General features: G+C 69.4%; 9 protein-coding genes. 3 read left to right on the top strand and 6 right to left on the bottom strand.

Features of this window, described 5'->3' with window-relative positions; all coding sequences use genetic code 11:
* Positions 1–75: 75 nt before the first annotated feature.
* The 5 genes from WME79_RS38170 to WME79_RS38190 all read right to left on the bottom strand — a co-directional run bounded on the left by WME79_RS38170 (position 76) and on the right by WME79_RS38190 (position 9,402).
* Positions 76–1,686, bottom strand: a complete 1,611-nt coding sequence (locus tag WME79_RS38170; protein WP_437525292.1) for an FG-GAP repeat domain-containing protein — start codon at positions 1,684–1,686, stop codon at positions 76–78.
* A complete protein-coding gene (locus WME79_RS38175; RefSeq protein ID WP_437525294.1) occupies positions 1,686–2,933 on the bottom strand; it encodes a PEGA domain-containing protein in 1,248 nt (415 codons plus the stop codon). The genes WME79_RS38170 and WME79_RS38175 overlap by 1 nt, the downstream gene beginning before the upstream one ends.
* Positions 2,934–3,182: 249 nt before the next feature.
* Positions 3,183–3,671, bottom strand: a complete 489-nt coding sequence (locus WME79_RS38180) for a hypothetical protein (protein WP_437525296.1) — start codon at positions 3,669–3,671, stop codon at positions 3,183–3,185.
* Positions 3,668–7,414 (bottom strand): nSTAND1 domain-containing NTPase, encoded by a 3,747-nt coding sequence (locus WME79_RS38185; protein WP_437525298.1) that lies wholly within the window; start codon positions 7,412–7,414, stop codon positions 3,668–3,670. Before WME79_RS38185 ends, WME79_RS38180 begins: the two co-directional genes overlap by 4 nt.
* Positions 7,411–9,402, bottom strand: coding sequence for a CHAT domain-containing protein (locus tag WME79_RS38190; RefSeq protein ID WP_437525300.1), 1,992 nt, complete (start codon positions 9,400–9,402; stop codon positions 7,411–7,413). The genes WME79_RS38185 and WME79_RS38190 overlap by 4 nt, the downstream gene beginning before the upstream one ends.
* A gap of 260 nt (positions 9,403–9,662) precedes the next feature.
* Between WME79_RS38190 and WME79_RS38195 the strand changes: the two genes are divergently transcribed.
* Positions 9,663–11,144: a PEGA domain-containing protein gene (locus WME79_RS38195; RefSeq protein ID WP_437525302.1), complete on the top strand. Its 1,482-nt coding sequence runs from the start codon at positions 9,663–9,665 to the stop codon at positions 11,142–11,144.
* A 452-nt stretch (positions 11,145–11,596) separates the two neighbouring features.
* Positions 11,597–13,963, top strand: a complete 2,367-nt coding sequence (locus WME79_RS38200; RefSeq protein ID WP_437525304.1) for an FG-GAP repeat domain-containing protein — start codon at positions 11,597–11,599, stop codon at positions 13,961–13,963.
* A 318-nt stretch (positions 13,964–14,281) separates the two neighbouring features.
* Here the strand turns inward: WME79_RS38200 and WME79_RS38205 are convergent, their stop codons facing one another.
* Positions 14,282–14,539 (bottom strand): hypothetical protein, encoded by a 258-nt coding sequence (locus WME79_RS38205; RefSeq protein WP_437525306.1) that lies wholly within the window; start codon positions 14,537–14,539, stop codon positions 14,282–14,284.
* 396 nt (positions 14,540–14,935) lie between these two features.
* On the opposite strand from WME79_RS38205, the gene WME79_RS38210 reads away from it, so the two are divergent.
* The gene (locus WME79_RS38210) at positions 14,936–16,630 is read left to right on the top strand and encodes an adenylate/guanylate cyclase domain-containing protein (protein WP_437525308.1); all 1,695 of its coding nucleotides are present in this window, start codon (positions 14,936–14,938) and stop codon (positions 16,628–16,630) included.
* The last annotated feature ends 48 nt before the right edge of the window (positions 16,631–16,678 follow it).

The following is a 16,678-nucleotide window of genomic DNA, read 5'->3' on the forward strand; positions in this document are numbered from 1 at the left end:
CGGGCCGGGACAATCAACGCGCGGCGCGAGCCTGGCGTCGCGCGGAGCCAGCGGCGTGCCCGAGGCGTTGCGGCGCTATGGGATGCAGATATTGAGTAACACGCTCACGCTGTTGCTGACACGGTTCGCGACGGCGAGGTCGGGCTGGCCGTCGCCGTTCAGATCCGCGGCCGCAACCGACCTGGGTGCATCGCCCGTTGGATACTGGAGGTTGAAGGCGAACGTGCCGTCGCCGTTGTTGAGCAGCACGCTCACGCTAGCGCTGTCGGAGTTCGCGACGGCGAGGTCGGGCTTGCCGTCGCCGCTCAGGTCCGCGACTGCCACCGAGTAGGGCCTAGCGCCCGTGGGGTAGTCGAGCCTGGAGGCGAACGTGCCGCCGCCGTTGTTGAGCAGCACGCTCACGCTGGCGCTGTCGGAGTTCGCGACGGCGAGGTCGGGCTTGCCGTCGCCGTTCAGGTCCGCGGCTGCCACCGAGTAGGGCCTAGCGCCCGTGGGGTAGTCGAGCTTGGGGGCGAACGTGCCGTCGTTGTTGTAGAGCACCACGCTCACGCTGGCGCTGTCGGAGTTCGCGACAGCGAGGTCGGGCTGGCCGTCGCCGTTCAGGTCCGCGGCCGCCACCGAGTAGGGCCCAGCGCCCGTGGGGTAGTCGAGCTGGTCGTTGGGGAACGTGCCGTCGCCGCTGTTACGACGCGCCCTCACGCTGTCGCTCAGGTAGCTTGCGACGGCGAGGTCGGGCTTGCCGTCGCCGTTCAGGTCCGCGGCCGCCACCGAGTAGGGCCTGGTGCCCATGGGGTAGTCGAGCTTGGGGGCGAACGTGCCGTTGCCTTTGTTGCGCAGCACGCTCACGCTGTCGCTGTCGGAGTTCGCGACGGCGAGGTCGGGCTTGCCGTCGCCGTCCAGGTCCGCGACCGCAACCGAGTTCGGTCCGCCATCCACCGGATAGTCGAGCTTGGAGGCGAACGTACCGTCTCCGTTGTTGAGCAGCACGCTCACGCTGGCGCTGTCGGAGTTCGCGACGGCGAGGTCGGTCCTGCCGTCGCCGTTCAGGTCCGCGGACACCACTGAGCTGGGAGGGCGACCATCAAGGGAGAACTGCACGCCAGCAAACCCGGGCTTCCTACAGATGCATGCACCATTATTGCAATATTCTCCTACTCCACAGACCAGGGGGTTGCTGATCTTGCATGCAGCGGTGGTTGGATCGCAACCGACACAGGGATCGCATATGGGGCCGTTTTTCTTCCAGATACCTTTCTCATTGCAGATCTGCGGGCTGTTCCCCGAGCACTGCAAGTCCCCCGGCGTACAGGTCTGCACGCAGTCGCCGCCCGAGCAATGAAACCCGGCATTCGAATCACACGGTTCACGCGTGCTTTGCCATTCCCCGTCCTCGCCACAGTCCTGGGGTGTGAATCCCTTGCACCGCTTACTCCCTGGAGTACAATCCCCCGTGCACTCGCCGGCGACGCACTTCCGATCAACACACGGCTTCACGTCCTGCCATTGTCCCAAGAGGCAGCTCTGGATCCAATTACCGTTGCACCGCGCGGCTTCGGAGTCACACACGGCAGGTTTGAAATCGCCAATCCCCAGCACATCGTTACAGGCCCACAGGACAAGGCTGACGAGGACCGCCCCTACTATCCGGACGCCGCTCGAGATCCTACCTCTTTTCGGCTGGCCCATCAGAACCTTCCTCTCACCTCGAAGCCCCCGAGCCCCACGCCCGCGCTAACGCTCAGGCCGGCGCGTCTTTCACCGCTTTCCGGCCCCATGAGCAGCACTAGGGCTGTCCCCGTCGCCGTCCCTAGCCCCACCACCACTAGGCCAACGGTGGCCGCCGTTCCTAGAGCCGCGGCGGCGCGCTGGTTCCCTGCCTCAGTGGACGGGCACAGCTTGTTCGGACAACGGACATGGAGCTCATTGACCTTGTCGAGCGCCAGCCCTCCGGTTACGACGAACACCCCGAGCCCCACCACCCCCACGCCGTAGGCCAACCCCACCGGGATTTTCCAATTCGTCGCCGCAGGCGCCTCGGCCACGAGGTCCGGCTGCCGCTCCAGCGACACCGATAGCTCCCGCTGTTTACGCCGCTCGAGCCGCACCGTTTGCTTCGCGGAGAAGTACCCGCCTGCGCTCACCTCGATCACATGCTCCCCCAGCGGGAGCCGCCCTTCCCATGGCGCTTTGCCGACCACCCGCGCATCGATGCTCACCGTCGCCCCGACCGGCGTCGACTCGACCCGCAGCGACGCGTCTCTCTCCTCCGCCCCCAGCACCACTCGGGTTTCCTCATACAGCCTCACCGGCGCCGCCTCGACGGTGGAGGCCACCTTCGCCCCCTCCTCCGCCACCGCCCCAGGCGCCTCGCACGCGGCCAGCGCCTCCACCCCCATGAATCCGTGCAACCGTACCTTGTGCTCGCCGACGTCCACCAGCCCTTGCCAGGGCGTCACCCCGACCTCCTTGCCGTCCAGTTCCACGTGAAGCACCCAGTTGTGCTTCTCGCTCACCACGAGCCGCCCCTTCCTCGACGTCGCCACCAGCTCCGCCACGCTCTCCTTTCCGGCCTTGACCTCCACGGTCATCGAGAGCGGCGCAAACCCTTCTTTCTCCACGCGGACCGCCCGGCTCCCCACGCTCACCCGCAGCGGCTTCTCCACAGGGAGCTTGCCGCGCAGGCGATCGTCGACGAACAGCAACGCCCCGGCTGGCGCGTCTCCCGTCACCGCCAGCGTCCCCATCAGGCCCGAGAGCTCCGCCATCTCGGCTGCCACCGTCGCCTCTATCTTGGCAGGCAGCCGGGGGAACTCGCGGCGCATCTCCTCGTACTGGTCCAGCGCGTCGTCGTACTGGCCGAGCTGCTTGAGGCACGAGGCGATATAACCCATGGTGTTCCGGTTCTTCTTGAGCCAGAGCGACCTGCGAAACACCTCCAGCGCCTCGCGATACTCCCGCTTGTCGAAGTGGGCGACGCCCGCCTGGAATTGGGCCCGAGCCTCGGCCTCATCCTCATAGACCTCCGCCTGCGAATCTTTGCCCGGCTGCGCAGGCGGCGCCGCCCGCGCACCGAAGTCGAGCAGCCCCAGCGCGAGGACCCAGCCAACCAGCGTTCTCGAATGAATTGGACGCACGAGCTCCGCCCTCCTCCCGATCATCCTGCCGTCATGACACCCGTGACATCATCCGTCGTCGAAGCCGCCGAAGCGCGCCGGTTTCTTCGGCGCCTTCGCTGCAGGTCTCGCCGGCGGAGCCTCGTTCAGATCCACGAGCGGCGGGGAGGGCCGGGTCTCCTGGATCGTCACCTCCTTCTCCGGCGCCGCCTTCACCCCCTTCCACACGCGCACGCGGCGCACGTCGCCGACCTTGCCGGTGAGATCGATCGCCCCGTCCCGGCGATACGCCGGCTGGCCGTCCACTTCCACCAAGGCGTCGCCCGGCACCACGAGGAGTGGCACCCGGCGCTCGTCCGGCCCGAGGACGGCCATCCCAGGGCGAGCCGCTGCCCTGGGCGCCGCCCCCTTCGCCGCGCTCGACGCCGCCGGCGCGCCGCCGCCAGCCCCGGAGGGCAACCGTTCACAAGCGACAACGCACATCGCTGCGGCCATCACGAACGTCCCCACGACGAACGCCCCGCCGCAATCAGCTCGCCTCCTGGTCCCAATGCTCATGGTCCCTGCCCCTCCCCGAAGAACGGCGTCCTCGAATGCTCCCGCTCGCACGCCGCATGACGCTCCGACGCTCTGTCCGGTGCCTCGCCGAGATGGAGCATCCGCAAGCTCGCGGGAAGGCAATCCGCATTGCTCGAAAGGAGGCCTCGCCGGAGCTCGGCGATGTCGATGGTGAATGTGCGGGTGGAGTTGTCGGCCGCGACGGTGAAGAGCCGCTTTCCGCCGTCAATGAAGGCCATGGAGAGGATCGCCACCTGCGTGTCGAGCACGACAGGCTCGCTCGTCCCGGGGCGGTCCCACCCGTCGCGGCTCCACAGGAGGACGCCGCCCTGCCGCAATGAGAAGGCGACCCAGCCACCATCGGAGCTCCAGATGGCCTTCAGGACAGCGACGCCACGATCGAAGGACGCGACGACCGCGCCGCTCGTCGCGTCCCAGACCCGGACGGTGCCATCCTCGGAGCCGGTGACGATGTGCGCCCCGTCAGGGCTCCACGCCGCGCCGTACACGGCGCCTCCGTGGCCTCTGAACACCACCGGCTCCTGGGCCCCCGAGGCCAGCCAGACGCGCGCCGTGTGATCCATGGACGTGGTGACGATGCGCTGTGCGTCCGGGCTCCACGCGGCCGAGGTGAGGCCGTCGGTGTGCCCGGACAGCACCCGAACCTCCCCCGTGCCGTCCGCGGAGACGACGCGCGCCGTCCGATCGTCCGATACGGTAACGAGGCGCGTGCCATCCGGGCTCCACGCGGCGGCGCGCACGGCGGCCGCGTGGCCCTGGATCGACACGGCATCTCCCTTGCCGTCCACACGGACGATGCGTGTCGCCCCGTCGAAGCATGCCGCGGCGACGCGCGCACCGTCGGGGCTCAAGGCCGCACCCGCGATCCAAGCATGCTGCAGCGCGAGCACGACGTTCACGCCGGCGCCGTCCGCGCGCCACACACGCACAGTGCGGTCGTCGTGAGCGGAGGCGACGAGCTCGGCGCCGGGGCCGATGGACGCGGCGTGGTAGAACGCGCGACGCTCGCGCGGCAAGGATTCTAGCAGCGCGGGGTGCCAGATCCGGACCGTGCTGTCCCGCGAAGGCACCCCAACCTGCGGCGCCGCGGCGGTGAGCACACGTGTTCCATCCGGGCTCCACGCGGCCGACAACACCGGGGCGTCGTGCCCGGCCAGAACGAGGTCCTTGCCTCCCTCCGACGGCCAGAGGCGCGCAGTCTGATCGAGAGAGGCTGTGGCGACGTACCTGCCGTCCGGCCGGAAGGCCACGAAGGTGACGGCGCGGCTGTGCCCCGCGAGGACGACCGGCTGTCCGGTGCCATCGGCTCTCCAGATCCGGGCTGTCTTGTCGGCCGACGCGGTGGCGACGCGCGCGCCGTCAGCGCTCCACGCAGCGAAGAGGACGCTGCCTTGATGGCCCTCGAGCTCGACCGGTCTGCCCTTGCCAGAAGCATCGAAGATCCGCGCAATGCCGTCGCTCCACGCGGTCAGGACGCGCGTTCCATCTGGGCTCGGCGCGGCAAAGAGGATCTTGGCGTCCGGCCCTTTCAAGATCACCGGCTTCCCGGTGCCGTCGGCCGCCCAGACACGCGCTGTCCCGTCCTCGGACGCGGTGAGCACGCGCGCTCCGTCATCGAAGAACGAAGCGGCGGTCAGCGCCCCCGTGTGGCCTCTCAGCTCGACCGTGCCGTAGCCGCCGGCGACCGCGTAGATGCGAGCGTTGTCGTACCTGCCGGCGGGGCCGGCGACCGTGTAGACCCGAGCAATGTTGTCGGCCGAGGCGGTCACGATACGGGCTCCATCGTGGCTCCACGCGGCGCGTTGCGCAGGCTTGTCCCCGGCGTCGAGCACGGTGATCTGGCCGCCGCTTTCGCCCCACAGGCGCGCTGTCCCGTCCTCCGAGGCGGTGAGCACGAGCTTGTCATCGGGGCTGAAGGCAATCGCATTGATCCGCCCCTCGTGCCCCGAGAAAACGACGGGATCGCCCGTTCCGCCGGCGCTCCAGAGCCTCGCCGTCCTGTCGTCGGAGGCGGACAGGACCCGCTGGCCATCATGGCTCCATACGGCCGCGCGGAGCGGCTCTCCGTGGCCGCGGAGCGTGACGAAGAGCGCATTCTCGCCGAGCGCGTCGCTGGCCAGCGCGAGCCAGCCGCGCGCGGTCTCGGGCCGCTGCACCTCCGGCAAGAGCTTGATGCCCCACGCGATCTGGCCGCTGTTCTTGAGCTCGCGGAAGCCCGCGAGCAGGCGCGCGTCGGAGGCTTCGATCTCCTTGTCCTTGGCGTTCGCCTCGGCCGCCCTGGCATCCTTCGCCGCGGTCTGGGCGGCCGCCCGCTGGCGAAAGGCATAGAGGCCCAGCAGCACGGCGCCCGCCGCCACCACGACCGCCGCGAGGGCCAGCGCCGCGAAGAAGCGCCGCTGCCTCCGCGCCTTCGCGAGCCGCCTGGCCGCCTCGCTGCGCTCGCGCGCGAGCTCCCGCTCCTGCTCTTCCTCGCGGCGGCGCTGCGCTTCCTCGAGCTCGCGCTGCTGCCGCGCCTCGGAGACCCTGCGCGCCAGCCAGTCGTGGCCTATCTCGAAATAGCGGCTGCCCTGGTGCTCCTCGGCGTGCAGGATGGCGGCGCCCTCGAGCACCTTGAGGATCGGACCGAGCTCCGCGGCCGGCAAGAGCCGGAGCAGCTCCTTCTCGGTGCGCAGCGTGCGACTGCCGTCCGCTGTGACGAGGTGATCTTCCAGGAGGCGCCGCGCCGACGCGCTGAGCGCGCCGAGGTCGTCGAGCGTCGCCTCCAGGTAGCGGCGCAGGATCGGCTCGGCCTCGACGGCCTCCCGCTCCGCCGCGCCGCCGCCCTGCGCCCGCTGCTGAAAGAGCGCCCGGCAGACGATCTGCGCATAGGCAGCCTGCGCCTCGGCGTCGTCCGACTCGGCCTGGCCGGGCATGCGCACCTGGAGCATGAGCGCACGCATCGGCGCGAGCTCCCAGGTCTGCGGCGGCCGTCCGCCGGCCGCAGCCTCGCAGACCGCCTCGGAGAGCTCGGCCACGGTGAGCGGGCCGACCCGGAAACCGTGGCTCAACAGCCGGCGGTGCTCGCGCAGCCGGTCGCGGAAGCGACCCAGATAATCCTCGCGGAGCAAGAGCACCACGCGCAGGCCGCGGAGCGGCATGTCCACGAGGCGATTCAATGCGGCGAAGAACGCCTCCACCTCGGCCGTGCTCCGGCTCGGGTAAAGGAGCTGCTCGATCTGGTCGAGGTACAGGAGCACGATCCGGGGCGACTTGCGCGCTGCGCGCTGCGCGGCCGATAGCAGGGCCTCCTCGGCCGACAGTTCGGCCGGCCGCGCGCCGAACGAAAGAGCAGAGTAGACCGCATCCGCGAGCCATCGCGTGGGCTCCTTGTCCTCGGGCCAGGCGTCGATGCGCACGACGCGGAGCCGCTGCGCGTCGACGAGCGCAGGGATCACCGACGCCTGCATGAGCGACGACTTGCCCGCTCCGGACGGCCCGTAGACGGTCACACAGCGGTTGGCGAGGACGCTCGCCTCGAGGCGGTACGAGAGATCTTCGCGACCGTGGAACCGACCCCGATCGGCGGCGCGGTACGGCTGCGGGCCGGGGAACGGGTTGGGCGAGGGGAAAACGCCCGTGCGCTCCGTTGTCTCCATGGCCGACTGCGCGCCGGCGGAGGGCGGGGATCGGCTGCTGGACGCTCCGTCCGCCGCCTCGCCTTCCGGCGGCGTGCTCCCGCTCATGGCCCCTCGTCGGGGGTGAACGCCTCGAGCTGCGGTACGAGCGCTGAATCCTCGATGACCGAGGCGATGCGCCCACCGCCCGGGAGCCCGCAGCCGCCTTCCCAGATCTCGGGCTCGCTGGGGTCGGCGTCCGGCGTCAAGATCGCCAGGCTGTCGCTCGGCGCCTGCCGTTGATCGTAGAGCCAGCGCATCAACATGCGGTGGCGGAAGTCCAGCGCCGAGAGCCCGACGAACAGGCCTGGCTGAACGCGCGGCCGCGAGAGCAGCTCCTCCATCCACACCGGCGGATCGAGCCCGATTGCCCCGAGGAGACCGTGGATGTGATCGTCCTCGGTGAGCACGGGGTGGGAGAAGATGGGGCGGGGCCCAGCCGAATATCCCCCGTAGAGGCGCAGGATCACGATATCGCCATCCAGCTCGAACCGCCTGGGAAGAACGGGCTCCATCTTCCACGCGGCGGCCCCGGCGGCGCGCTTCACGACGAGCGGCTTGCCGCTCGCGCCCAGCAGCGAAGGCTGGATGGCGAACACGTTCCTCTGCGGGTGCGCCTCGGCGATGGCGCGCTCCATGTGCGGACGCCAGAGGAGCGTGATGTGGACGCCGGGAGCAACGAGGCGCGCGAGCGCCCCGGCGAGCGGCGGGACCGGCTCCTCGAGGGAGCCCATGAGCGCTTGCTGGAAGAGCATGTGCAAGCTCTCCTGTCCGAACCTGAGCGCGCACCGCTGCGTGAGCGCGCTCAGCGGGAGGGCTGCAGTCGCCGTGTCGCCGCCCTCCGTCATGAAGGAGAGGAGCTCGGCCTTCAGCGCGGCGCGGTCCTCCTCGAAATCGCCGAGCACCATCGTGAACGGCCTCTCGAGCAGGCTTTGCAGCGCGGGCGAGAGGCCCCTCGGGCTCCGCTGCGCTCGCTGCCGGGAGACGCGCCGTTCGCCGAAGTCGAAGATGGCCGAGCCCGTGCCTCGCAAGAAGAGGATGGGAGAGAACGCCTCGGCGCTCTGCGCGAGCAGCGTCCTGCGCGCCGCCGCGACGCTCGCGCCGATATCGCCGAGGCCTCGCTCCGCGCCGGTGAGGGAGCGGTAGATCTCGGACGAGCAGAGGCGCGCCACGTCCGCCTTCACCGGCCAGAGGTGGGCGACCACCGCGTCGGCGCCTGCGCTGGCCAGGATCTCGGCGGCACTGCCGAGCGCGCCGGCCTTCGCGCCCTCGCACGCTTCGAGGATCACGAGGCGCAGCTCCTCGCAGAAGCTCGCGGAGAGCTCGCGCCCCAGGGCCTCCGCGGTGATCCACACCTCCTCGCCGTCCTCGTCGTCGGCCACGCGCAGGACGGGCTTGCCCGAGAGATCGACCCCGCCATGACCGAGCCAGTGCAGCACGTGAGGGGTCTTTCCGCGCCGCAGCCGGTCGAAGAGGGCCTGAGCGCTGATGGTCGGGCCGGCGATCGGATCCAGCCACTCCACCTCACCCGCCTCGATGGATTGCGAGAGGGCCTCTTTCAGCACCACGAGGCTCCGCTCGTCCCTGCCCGGCGCGATCGCCAGCACGCGGACGGCGCCCAGGACCTCGCGCGGCTCCCATGGGTCCGGCGATGTCACGCCGCGCGCCAGGAGGATCTTCGGATCCGTCCCGAGGAACCCTTCCATCGTGCCCGGCCGGCAAAGGGCCTCCCAGGGGATCCCCAGGAGCGCGCGGTCGCGCAGGAAGAGCCGCAGGAGGAGCGGGCTGTCTTTCGATGCCTCGCGGAGCCTCACCAGCACGTCGCGGAGATCGCCCTTGAGCAATTCGTCGTGGAGCGCCTGGGCGTCCTGCACGACGGCGGGATCGAGCGCCCGGCCGTTGCGGACCGCCCGCCCGACCTTGCCGGCGAAGTTTTGCAGCGCATCGATGCCCAGCTCGGGTGAAAGCGTGTGCGCCGGGGGGCGCTCTCCGCGGCTCCCGCGGGCGGTCATGCGCACGCCCTGCCCGCCCGCGTCGACCTCGATCTCGAGCCACATGGGTTTACTCAAATGCAGGTGTGCAGGACAATCGAGCGGCATCGTACCCGGGGCGGCCGTGGTGGTGTCAAGATCGTCGCCGCGCGGCGCGAGCGCGAGCGCGCGAGGCCACGGCGCTGCGTGTACCCGAGCGGCGACGCCGGCCAGAGGGTTGCGTTGCGTGTCAGAAGAACCAACCGCACCGGAGCTTCTGCGAATTCGCGGCTTGCTTGACGGGCCTCGATCCGCCTCGTCTACTGGGCCAATTCCGGGAGAATGCAATGATCATTCGTCGCTTTCCTTCAACCGCCCTCGCTGGCTGGGTCCTCGCGCTGGGGCTCCTCGGCGAGACGGCGAGGGCGGAGCCCCCGAAGGATACGGCTCAGGTCGACGTGTCCGGCGACGAGGCCGCCGCCCGCGCCCACTTCGACAGGGGCGTGGCGCACTTCGACCGGCAGGAGTACCGCGAGGCGCTCGACGACTTCCGCAGGTCGCTCGGGCACAAGAGGACCCGCAATGCAATGGGCTACGCAGCCTCGTGCCTCAAGCAGCTCGGCCAGTACGACGACGCGCTGGAGCAATACGAAGCGATGCGCCGCGAATACCCGAAACTTCCCCCGAGGACGGAAGCGACGGTGGCTGCGGACATGGCGGAGCTCGCGGGCCTGGTGGGGACGCTGGTGTTGACCGGAGACGCGCCAGCCGGGGCGTCGCTGCTCATCGACGATCGGTTCCGGGGCAAGCTGCCTCTGGACAAGCCGCTCCGGGTGAGCGTGGGCCGCCGGGCGGTCCGTGTGGAGAAGGAGGGGTTCGCGCCGATCGCGATGACGGTGGAGGTCCAGGGGGGAAGAGAGAACGTGGCCGAGCTCGTGGCGAACTCGCGGAAGGGGCGGCTCCGGGTGAGCGAGAGGCACAACTGGCCACTGGAGATCGAGATCGACGGGAAGGCGACGGGCACCGTGACGCCGTGGGAGGGGCTCCTGGATCCCGGAGAGCACACGGTGAGGCTGCGCGGGTTCCTGGAAGTCGAGGCGCTGCTCTCGTGCGATGTCCCCGGAGCAAAGCCTGGAGAGAAGCGGGAGGCGGCGCGACAAGGCGCGAGGATGGAGTCGGGGGTGGAGACCGTGAACGTGCGGCTGTACGACTTGGCCGAGGTGGTGCTCGGAGCGGAAGACCAGGACGCGTCGTTGAAGGTCGAGTCAGCGCCCAGGGGAGCGCGGCTGCGGATCGACGGCAAAGAGGTGGGGCAGACGCCGTGGGAGGGGCGCCTCCCGCTGGGAGGGCACACGCTCGAGGTCCGGGCGAAGGGGTATATCAGGGCAAGGCAAGACGTGACGCTCGAGCGGCGCAAGCAGCGGGAGTTGACGGTGGCGCTGGACAGGGTGCCGCAGGATCCGGGGTTCTGGACGGCGTTCGGGACGGCGAGAGGTGTGGGGGCGACGGCCGCGTACGGGGCGGGCATGCTGGGGCTCGGGGTGTTCGCGGTGAGCGGCGTGCTGGCGTTGAACACGAGCGCCGACCTGAAAGAGGCGTGCCCGGACAACCTCTGTCCGCCCGAGAGGGACGGGCAGAAGGAGCGAGCGCATGCGCTCGGGGTCACCGCGCTCGCCGGGCTGATCGTAGGAGGAGCCGGCGTCGTCACGGGGACGGTCGTGCTGGTCGCGGTCCGCCCCAAAGGAGAGGAGCGGCGGGTGCGAACGGCAGCGACGGCGTGGAAGGTGGGCCTCGGACCTCTCGGACTTTCAGTGGGGGGGAGCTTCTGATGGGCGCGGTGAAGAGCAGGATCGCGGAGGTTTTGGCGGCGCTGGTGGTGCTCGTCATCTGGAGTGTTTGTGCACTGAGCTGCGATGGTGTGCTGGGGATCGACGATCTCGAGATCGCGTGCTCCACCAATGACTTGAAGTGCGATGGCAAGACGCCCTTGAGGTGCAATGCCAGCGGCATGTGGGAGACGCAGCCGGCGTGCGAAGAGGGATGCCAGTACGGGAGGTGCACCTGCACATCGAGCGAGAAAGGGTGCTCGGCGAACCGCCAGACCTGCGTCGAGGGCCTGTGTGAGGGAGTCTGCGGGCCCGGGGACAAGCATTGCGATGGCCAGCAGCCACAGCGCTGCGACGCGTCGGGGAGCTGGCAGGACGCGCCAGGGGGCGCCTGCGTGAACCAGACGTGCAAGGACGGCGAGTGCGTGGGCGATTGCGCGCCGGGGAAGCGGTGCATGGGGCTGACGCCCGAGACGTGCAGCGACGAAGGGCAATGGGAGGCGGGGAAGACATGCAACGCGGACTCCGGATTCCATTGCTCGGGCGGCGACTGCGTGCAGACCTGTACGCCGGGGGACTTGCAGTGCTCAGGAAACATTCCGCAGTATTGCGACGCGAGCGGGAGCTGGAAGCATAACGGTCCTGTCTGCGATCCCTGTGTCGGTTGTGATCCAACCACCGCTGCGTGCCACGTCAGCGACCCCGTAGTCTGTAGGTTGGGAGAGCGCTGTGGTAATGGGAATTGCATCTGTGAGAAGCTTGGGTTTGCCGACGCGCCGTTCTTTGCTGTGGGTGAAAATCCCATCTCGATTGCGGCCGCGGACCTGAACGGCGACGGCAAGTTCGACCTCGCCGTCGCGAACGCCGACGGCGACAGCGTGAGCGTGCTGCTCAACGACGGCGGCGGCGCCTTCGCCCCCAAGCGCGACTACCCAACGGATGATTACCCTGTCTCGGTTGCGGCCGCGGACCTGAACGGCGACGGCAAGCCCGACCTCGCCGTCGCGAACTTCGCCAGCGCCAGCGTGAGCGTGCTGCTCAACAACGGCGACGGCACCTTCGCCCCCAAGCGCGACTACCCAACGGGTGATCACCCTTCCTCGGTTGCGGCCGCGGACCTGAACGGCGACGGCAAGCCCGACCTCGCCGTCGCGAACTACGGCAGCGCCAGCGTGAGCGTGCTGCTCAACGACGGCGGCGGCGCCTTCGCCCCCAAGCGCGACTACCCAACGGGTGATTCCCCTCTCTCGCTTGCGGCCGCGGACCTGAACGGCGACGGCAAGCCCGACCTCGCCGTCGCGAACTTCGCCAGCGCCAGCGTGAGCGTGCTGCTCAACGTCGGCGACGGCGACTTCGACCCCAAGCGCGACTACCCAACGGGTGATTCCCCTTCCTCGCTTGCGGCCGCGGACCTGAACGGCGACGGCAAGCCCGACCTCGCCGTCGCGAACCGCACCGGCGCCAGCGTGAGCGTGCTGCTCAACCACGGCGACGGCGCCTTCGCCCCCAAGCGCGACTACCCAACGGGTGATTCCCCTTTCTCGGTTGCGGCTGCGGACCTGAACGGTGACGGCAAGCCCGACCTCGCCGTCGCGAACCGCGCCAGCGACAGCGTGAGCGTGCTGCTCAACAACGGCGACGGCACCTTCGACCCCAAGCGCGACTACCCAACGGGTGGTTCCCCTTCCTCGGTTGCGGCCGCGGACCTGAACGGCGACGGCAAGCCCGACCTCGCCGTCGCGAACTACGGCAGCGCCAGCGTGAGCGTGCTGCTCAACGACGGCGGCGGCGCCTTCGCCCCCAAGCGCGACTACCCAACGGGTGAGTCCCCTGTCTCGGTTGCGGCCGCGAACCTGAACGGCGACGGCAAGCCCGACCTCGCCGTCGCGAACTTCGCCAGCGCCAGCGTGAGCGTGCTGCTCAACGACGGCGGCGGCGCCTTCGCCCCCAAGCGCGACTACCCAACGGGTGAGTCCCCTGTCTCGGTTGCGGCCGCGAACCTGAACGGCGACGGCAAGCCCGACCTCGCCGTCGCGAACTTCGCCAGCGCCAGCGTGAGCGTGCTGCTCAACAACGGCGACGGCGACTTCGACCCCAAGCGCGACTACCCAACGGGTGATTCCCCTTACTCGGTTGCGGCCGCGGACCTGAACGGCGACGGCAAGCCCGACCTCGCCGTCGCGAACCGCGCCAGCGACAGCGTGAGCGTGCTGCTCAACGACGGCGGCGGCGACTTCGACCCCAAGCGCGACTACCCAACGGGTGATCACCCTTACTCGGTTGCGGCCGCGGACCTGAACGGTGACGGCAAGCCCGACCTCGCCGTCGCGAACTACCGCAGCGCCAGCGTGAGCGTGCTGCTCAACAACGGCGGCGGCGCCTTCGCCCCCAAGCGCGACTACCCAACGGGTGATTCCCCTTCCTCGGTTGCGGCCGCGGACCTGAACGGCGACGGCAAGCCCGACCTTGCCGTCGCGAACTACGCCAGCGCCAGCGTGAGCGTGCTGTTCAACGACGGCGACGGCAGCTTCTACGCCAAGCGCGACTACCCAACGGGTGATTCCCCTCTCTCGCTTGCGGCCGCGGACGTGAACGGCGACGGCAAGCCCGACCTCGCCGTCGCGAACCAGCTCAGCGACAGCGTGAGCGTGCTGCTCAACGACGGCAACGGCACCTTCGCACCCAAGCTCGACTATCCCACGGGCGATGAGCCTTTCTCGGTTGCGGCTGCGGACCTGAACGGCGACGGCAAGCCCGACCTCGCCGTCGCGAACGTCCCGGACGCCGCCGTGAGTGTGCTCCGCATCGTCTGCATCCCATAGCGCCGCCACGCTTCGCGCAGGTCATTTCATGTCCCACGCGACGCCCGGCTTACCGCGCGTCGCTTGTGGGTGGTGGCCTAATTTGCCCCGGAGTGATTCACATGAAGGCGGGAAGGCGGGAAGATCATTGAGCTTTTCTTCCCGCCTTCCCGCCTTCATGTTCAAATTAGGCCACCACCCGCTTGCGCCGGTCCGGTACCAGCGCGCCCCGGCAGAGCCCCACCCGGGGCCTGCAGGCCATCTACCGATCGACCCCAGCCACGCCCATATCCCGGCATACCCGCCCGACACAGCGCCGCTCCCGAATAGCGACGCTAATCACCCGCCCGCGAGCAGCCGCGCGATCTCCCCGCGCTGCCGCCGTGCCGAGCGCGCCAGCGAGAGCTGCCCCGCCACCCGGTGCAGGTCGTGCGCGATCCGCGTCGGGAAGCGCGCCGGGTCCCAGCCGAAGTACCGGTCCTCGAAGGCGTCCCGGCAGAACCTCGCCGCGAGCTCCAGGGCGATCCGCTCCGCCGCATCCACGAGCGCCTCCCGCTCCTCCGCGCCGAGCGGCCGCGCCTCACGGTAGCCCGCCACCGCGGCGGCGAATACCTCCAGATGCCTTGGTCGCGTCCTCCCCGACCGGGTTGCACGACGACCGCCACGCGTTGCCGAGCTCCACGTCGATCGACTGCTGCGCGAGCGCGATCTCTGCGCGACGCTCCGCGCGTTCGGCGAAGGCGACGCGCACTGGCTGCCCATCGCGTTGCCGTGCTCCGGCTACATTGGCGATCTCCGCTCGCTCAGAGCATTCACAGATGTACTGACGCGCACCGGGGGGCACAACACGGCGCGGTTGTCGGCCTTGTCGTCGACGACAACGATCGTGCGGCGGTCTCCCCACGTGCCAATGATCACCTACCCGGACGAAGCGCTGTTACCCGACCGAAGCGCTGTCCACCGGGAGCGGACTTTGCTCTGATGAAGGTCTTCATGTTCCGCCTCAGCACCGTTCGCGCCAAGCTCACCGTCCTCGTCGCGCTCTCTTCGCTCGCGACCCTCGCGGCCCTCCCCGTGTTGTCCTGGGTGATGCACCGGCAGCTCATCGCGCAGATCAGCGAGCGCGTCCCGCAGGCGATCCGCAACTTCCGGCTGGAGCTCAGGCAGCAGCAGCGCGCCATCTCGGCGAGCTCACGCCAGGCGTCTCGTACGCGCGAGCTGGTCGAGGGGCTCCGGGTGCGGAACGAGACGGCCGTGGGGACGGCGCTCGAGGCCGTCATCGCCGCTCACCCCAACGTCTCCATGGTCGCCTTTGATGAGCTCGGCGATCGGGTCGCGGCGAGGGGGCTCGATGCGCCGCCGCCGAGCACGGAGGAGGTCCCCGGGCTCACCGAGGGCCTCTCGGGCCTCGCCGAGATGGACGACCTGCGCGACGTGCTCCTCCATGGGTGCGATGGACAGCCAAGCTCGCCGCCTGCGTACATGATCGCCCAGCATGCGAGGAGCGACGCCGGATCGCTGCTCGCCTGCATCCCCATCGATCACACCTACTTCGACGAAGCGGCGACGAGGCTCGGCGTGGAGATCGCGCTCGTCGATCCGTCGGGCAAGAGGATCACGGGCACGGCGCGCTTCCCGACCGAGCTGCTCCAGGGCGCCGTCATCGGCGACGAGACCCACCCCACGATCGTCGAGCACGCGAGCTCGCTGTGGGCCCTCTCCCGCTTCGCGCCCCGATCGCTCCGGGGCAAGGCCGGCGATTTTTCGATCGTCATGGCGCTCGACGTGAGCGATGTCCGGAACATCGTGCGTCAGAACCTGATGTTCGCGGCCGGCGTGCTCACCCTCGCTGCGCTCTTCTCGCTGATCCTCGGCGCGCGCCTCGCAAGCACGATGTCGCGCGCGCTCTCCCGCGTGAACGTCGCCCTCAAGCATCTCGAGCAACAGCAGTACGTCCATGTGGAGGCGGTGAAGACCGGCGACGAGCTGGAGGATCTGGCGACCGGCTTCAACTCGATGGTTGACGGCCTCAAGGAGCGCGACAAGCTCCGCAGCACCTTCGGCAAGTACATGACCGAGTCCGTGCTCGAGCACCTGCTCGCCGGCAAGGTGCAGCTCGGCGGCGAGACGCTCACCGTCTCGATCCTCTTCTGCGATATCCGGAGCTTCACGACCATCAGCGAGAGGATGAACGCCCATGAGCTCGTGGGGCTCCTCAACGAGTATTTCACCGAGATGGTGGCCATCATCCTCGACGAGGGCGGGGTCGTCGACAAGTACATCGGCGACGCGATCATGGCGGTGTTCGGCGCGCCCGTCCCCAGGCCGAACGACGCCGTGCGCGCCGTGCGCGCGGCCATCCGCATGCGCGCCGCGCTCGAGCGCTTCAACGAGCGACTCGCCAGGCGGGGAATCCCGGCGCTGAAGACCGGAGTCGGGATCCACACCGGCGAGGTCGTCGCGGGCAACATCGGCAGTGAAGCGCGGATGGAGTACACAGTCATCGGCGACGCCGTGAACCTCGCCTCGCGCCTGGAGAGCGCGACCAAGGAGCTCGGCGTGAGCGTGCTCCTCAGCGAGGACACACACCTCCTCGTGAAGGACGTCTTCAACACACGTCCCATCAGCGAGATCACGGTCAAAGGCCGAGTGCAGCCAGTGATGACCTACGCCGTGGCGGATCTCTGACGAGCGCCCAGGGGCGCAGGTGGGCGAGCACGAGCCGCACGTCGTGTA

Source organism: Sorangium sp. So ce726, assembly GCF_051521405.1.
In the GTDB taxonomy this organism is placed as follows: Bacteria; Myxococcota_A; Polyangia; order Polyangiales; family Polyangiaceae; genus Sorangium.

What these genes read in the sequence shown, in the direction of transcription:
- WME79_RS38195 (WP_437525302.1), top strand. Translation starts at nt 9,663, where the DNA reads ATGATCATTCGTCGCTTTCCTTCAACCGCCCTCGCTGGCTGGGTCCTC.
- WME79_RS38190 (WP_437525300.1), bottom strand. Translation starts at nt 9,402, where the DNA reads ATGTGGCTCGAGATCGAGGTCGACGCGGGCGGGCAGGGCGTGCGCATG.
- WME79_RS38200 (WP_437525304.1), top strand. Translation starts at nt 11,597, where the DNA reads ATGGGGCTGACGCCCGAGACGTGCAGCGACGAAGGGCAATGGGAGGCG.
- WME79_RS38210 (WP_437525308.1), top strand. Translation starts at nt 14,936, where the DNA reads ATGTTCCGCCTCAGCACCGTTCGCGCCAAGCTCACCGTCCTCGTCGCG.
- WME79_RS38180 (WP_437525296.1), bottom strand. Translation starts at nt 3,671, where the DNA reads ATGAGCATTGGGACCAGGAGGCGAGCTGATTGCGGCGGGGCGTTCGTC.
- WME79_RS38170 (WP_437525292.1), bottom strand. Translation starts at nt 1,686, where the DNA reads ATGGGCCAGCCGAAAAGAGGTAGGATCTCGAGCGGCGTCCGGATAGTA.
- WME79_RS38185 (WP_437525298.1), bottom strand. Translation starts at nt 7,414, where the DNA reads ATGAGCGGGAGCACGCCGCCGGAAGGCGAGGCGGCGGACGGAGCGTCC.